The organism is Mesorhizobium sp. M7A.F.Ca.ET.027.02.1.1 (genome assembly GCF_004022985.1).
GTDB lineage: Bacteria > Pseudomonadota > Alphaproteobacteria > Rhizobiales > Rhizobiaceae > Mesorhizobium.
Window position 1 is genome coordinate 1 of record NZ_RZOL01000493.1, and the last position, 4,079, is coordinate 4,079.

Sequence of the window (4,079 nt, forward strand, 5' to 3'; positions counted from 1 at the left end):
GGCCGTGACGCACGAGCACGAGGGTTCTCGACATGTTTGCTCCCTTCAGGTTGGCAGATGGGCAAGTTGGCAGATAGGCGGCTCAGCTGAGGCCGAGCACGTCCCGCATCGAATACAGTCCCGGCTTCTTGCCGCGCGCCCAAAGCGCCGCCTTCACGGCGCCGCGGGCGAAGATGGCGCGGTCCTCTGCATGGTGGGCAAGCGTGATGCGCTCGCCGGTGCCAGCCAGCAGCACGCTGTGGTCACCGACCACCGAGCCGCCGCGCAGCGTGGCAAAGCCGATCGAGCCGGTCTTGCGCACGCCGGTGTGGCCGTCGCGGACCCGCACGTCGTTGCCGGAAAGGGGGATACCGCGCCCGGCGGCGGCAGCTTCGCCGAGCAGAAGTGCTGTGCCCGACGGCGCGTCGACCTTGTGCTTGTGGTGCATTTCGAGGATCTCGATGTCGAAATCGTCGGCATCGAGCGCGCGCGCCGCCTGTTCGACCAGCACCGCCAGAAGATTGACGCCGAGGCTCATATTGCCCGACTTGACGATGGTCGCATGGCGCGCCGCCGCCGCGATCTTCGCATTGTCGTCGGCCGTGCACCCGGTCGTGCCGACGACGTGAACGATGCGCGCCTGCGCCGCATAGCCCGCGAATTCGACCGTCGAAGCAGGCGTGGTGAAGTCGAGCACGCCGTCTGCCTTGGCGAAGACCGGCAGCGGATCGTCGCCGATCGGCACGTTGATGATACCGATGCCCGCCAGTTCGCCTGCGTCCTTGCTCAGATAGGGCGAACCCGCCCGCTCGACCGCGCCGATGACCCGCGCGCCGGGGATGGTGTGGATGGCGCGGATCAGCGTCTGGCCCATGCGGCCGGCAGCGCCCACCACCACCAGGCCCATATCGCCTGCTTCGCTCATGTGCTCCTCACAGCAGTCTTCTTCGCACGCGTGGCCCGGACCGGAGTTTGGATCGGCTCGCGGTCCTCGACAAGCCCCAGTCCCTTCTTGCCCTGGATGCGGTGGAAGCGGGAATAGATGCTGTCCGGGTCGGCCATCAGCGTCGCATGGGTGCCTTCCTCGACCAACCGTCCCTCTTCCAGCACGATGATGTGGTCGGCATTGACCACCGTCGACAGCCGATGCGCTATGACGATGGTGGTGCGGCCTTGCATGACTTGGGTCAGCGCTTCCTGGACGCGCGCCTCCGCCTCGTTGTCGAGCGCCGATGTCGCCTCGTCGAGCAGCAGGATCGGTGCCTGGCGCACGATGGCGCGGGCGATCGAGACGCGCTGGCGCTGGCCGCCGGAAAGGGTCGAGCCGCCTTCGCCGACCGGCGTGTCGTAACCTTGCGGCTGCTGGCGGATGAACTCGTCGGCTGCCGCCTGTTTCGCCGCCTGCTCGATCTCGGCGTCCGTGGCCGACAGACGGCCGTAGCGGATGTTGTCGCGGATCGTGCCCTCGAACAGATAGGGCGCCTGCGCCACATAGGCGATCGACTGCCGCAGCGAATGCTTGGTTACCTTCGAGATGTCCTGGCCATCGACCTCGATGCTGCCCCGGTCGACGTCGTAGAAGCGCTGCAAGAGCGCCACCAGCGTCGATTTGCCGGCGCCCGACGCACCGACGATCGCCGTCACCTTGCCGGCCGCGGCGGTAAAGCTCAGGTCCCTAAGCACCGGCATGTCGGCGCTGTAGCCGAACGTCACATTGTCGAAACGCACCTCGCCGGTGGTGATCCTCGCCTCGACGGCATCGGGTGCGTCGCCCTGTTTCGGCTCCAGGTCGAGCAACTCGTAGATCATGCGCGCGTTGACCAGGGCACGTTCCATGCCCACCTGTGTGCGCGCCAAGCGTCTTGCCGGATCGTAAGCCATGATCAGCGCGGTGATGAAGGAGAAAACCGCGCCCGGCGGCTGCCCAAGATACAGCGCCCGGTAGCCGGAATAGGCAAGTACGGAGGTGATGGCGAGACCGCCCAGAATCTCGGAAATCGGCGACAGCCGCTCCGAGACGCGGGCGATCTTGTTGTTACGCTGCTCGGCCGTGTCCGCCATGATGCCGATGCGGCGCGCCAGCTCGGCCTCCAAGGTGAAGGCCTTGACGATGGCGATGCCTTGCGTGGCCTCCTGCACGGACCCGTTCAGCCGCGAATTGATCAGGACGGATTCCCGGTTGATACGCCGCAGTCGGCGGGTGATATAGACGACGGCCCAGATCAGTGGAGGGCCGATCAGCAGCGAGCTGAGCGACAACACCGGATCCTGATAGATCATCACGCCAACGAGAGCGACCAGCGTGACAGCGTCGCGGCTGATCGAGGTCAGTGTCAGCGACAGCAGATCGCGAACGCCGCCGACATTCTCGCTGACCTGTGCCGCCAGCCGACCGGAACGCGTATCGTTGAAGAAGTTGACGCCGAGCTTCATTAGATGGTCGAAGCTGCGCTTCTGGTAGCGCGCGACCAGATTGTTGCCGATACTGGCCAACGCGACTGCTTGGCCGTAACCGGCGAAGCCGCGCAGCAGGGAGGCCCCCATGAAACCGGCGCAGATCAACCAGAGCATATCGCCGCGTCGTTCGTAGAAGATCTGGTTGATCATCGGGGCCATGATCCACGCCGTGAAGGCAGTGGTGCCGGAAACGATCAGCAGGCAAGAGACGGCGACGACATAGGTCCAGCGATACTCTTTGCCGTTTTCAGCGAGGATGCGGCGGAGCACCGCTGTGACCTCGCCGGGCCGGGCTTTTTGTTTGTTTGGAGCTTGAAGTGTCAAATCGGGAGCGCTTTGTGGTTTTCCGCCTCGTGGGACCGGGGCTGCAAATTCGGCACCCCTCTTAACGCCCTGCGGCCTGATTGCCTATGCCCGCACCTGATTAACTTCGTCGCGGGGCGCGAGCGCTTCGCTGGCTTTCAGGCCTGCCAGCGCCGGCCCTCCGTCTGGACACCGAACAGCAAGGGGTTCCTGGCATAGGCGGCAAGGCCCAGAAGTGCGGCCAGCGGGTGGGTGATGACATAGACCGGCATGGTGCGCATCATCGCGCTGTGCGGCGCCTTGTCCTCGAAAGCGGCGCGGAAATTGCCGGCTTTCAGCGCCGGCACGATCTTCTGCGCGATGCCACCGGTGAGGAACACGCCGCCGCGGCTCATGAACACCAGAGCAAGGTCGCCTGCGGTGCGCCCAAGGCAGGTGACGAAAATCTCCAGCGCTTCCACTGCAACCGGATCGGTTTTCGCAAGTGCCGCGGCAGTGATCTCGGCCGGCGTGGTGAAGGGCGACGGCTTGCCGTCTGCCTTGGCAACCGCCCGATAGACATTGACCAGACCGCGTCCGCACAGGATCTGCTCGCCCGAAATGCGGCCCTCCAGCTTCTCGATATGCGGAAAAACCTCGAAATCGCGCGGTGTGCGCGGGCCGATGTCCATATGGCCGCCCTCGCCGGGGACCGGTATCCAGTGGTGCAGCGCGTGGACCAGCCCGGCGACGCCGAGCCCGGTTCCTGGACCGAGCACGACGCGCCCGGCATTGGGCTCCGGCGTGCCGCCGCCGATCTTTTCCATGTGCTCCTCGCCGAGCGCGACGACGGCCAGCGCCTGCGCCTCGAAATCGTTGAGCACGACGATGTCGCTCAGGCCGAGGCTGGCGAACATTTTCCTCGGCTTGACGATCCAGGGGCAGTTGGTGAGTTCGATCTCGTCGCCGTCGACCGGGCCAGCCACCGCCAGCACCGCCGAATTGGGGCGCACCGACGAGCGGTCGAGCACGGCCGCCTGGATCGCCTCGTCGATGGTGTTGTAGTTCGCCGTCTGGACAATGGTCGGCTCGCCTGCCTCGGAATTGGCGTCGAGCACGATCGAAAAGCGCGCATTGGTGCCGCCGATGTCGCCGATCAGGATCGGAAACCGCAACAAAGTATCGTCGTCGCCTGTGCGTGGCATGCTCTCGTCCGTCTCCGGCGCCCCCGACGGCATCTGGCCGTTCTTCCGTTGACTAGCGCATGAGTTTGAAAAGGGAAACGGTTTTCGACCCGGGCGGCGCGCTGAGGCCGGCTCTGCGGCCAAACCGCCACGGTTTCGCAAAATGAGGCGCTGAAC

At 65.3% G+C, this 4,079-nt stretch carries 3 protein-coding genes; all 3 read right to left on the bottom strand.

Features of this window, described 5'->3' with window-relative positions; translation table 11 throughout:
• Nucleotides 1–82: 82 nt before the first annotated feature.
• The 3 genes from dapB to EN749_RS32035 all read right to left on the bottom strand — a co-directional run bounded on the left by dapB (nucleotide 83) and on the right by EN749_RS32035 (nucleotide 3,923).
• On the bottom strand, nucleotides 83–904 hold the full coding sequence (gene dapB, locus EN749_RS32025) for a 4-hydroxy-tetrahydrodipicolinate reductase (protein ID WP_128364663.1): 822 nt from the start codon (nucleotides 902–904) through the stop codon (nucleotides 83–85).
• Complete coding sequence (locus EN749_RS32030; protein ID WP_127382152.1) at nucleotides 901–2,760, bottom strand: ABC transporter ATP-binding protein; 1,860 nt, start codon at nucleotides 2,758–2,760, stop codon at nucleotides 901–903. The genes dapB and EN749_RS32030 overlap by 4 nt, the downstream gene beginning before the upstream one ends.
• 137 nt (nucleotides 2,761–2,897) lie before the next feature.
• Entirely contained in the window at nucleotides 2,898–3,923 is a 1,026-nt protein-coding gene (locus EN749_RS32035) for a glucokinase (RefSeq protein WP_127808447.1), read from the bottom strand.
• Nucleotides 3,924–4,079 lie beyond the last annotated feature (156 nt).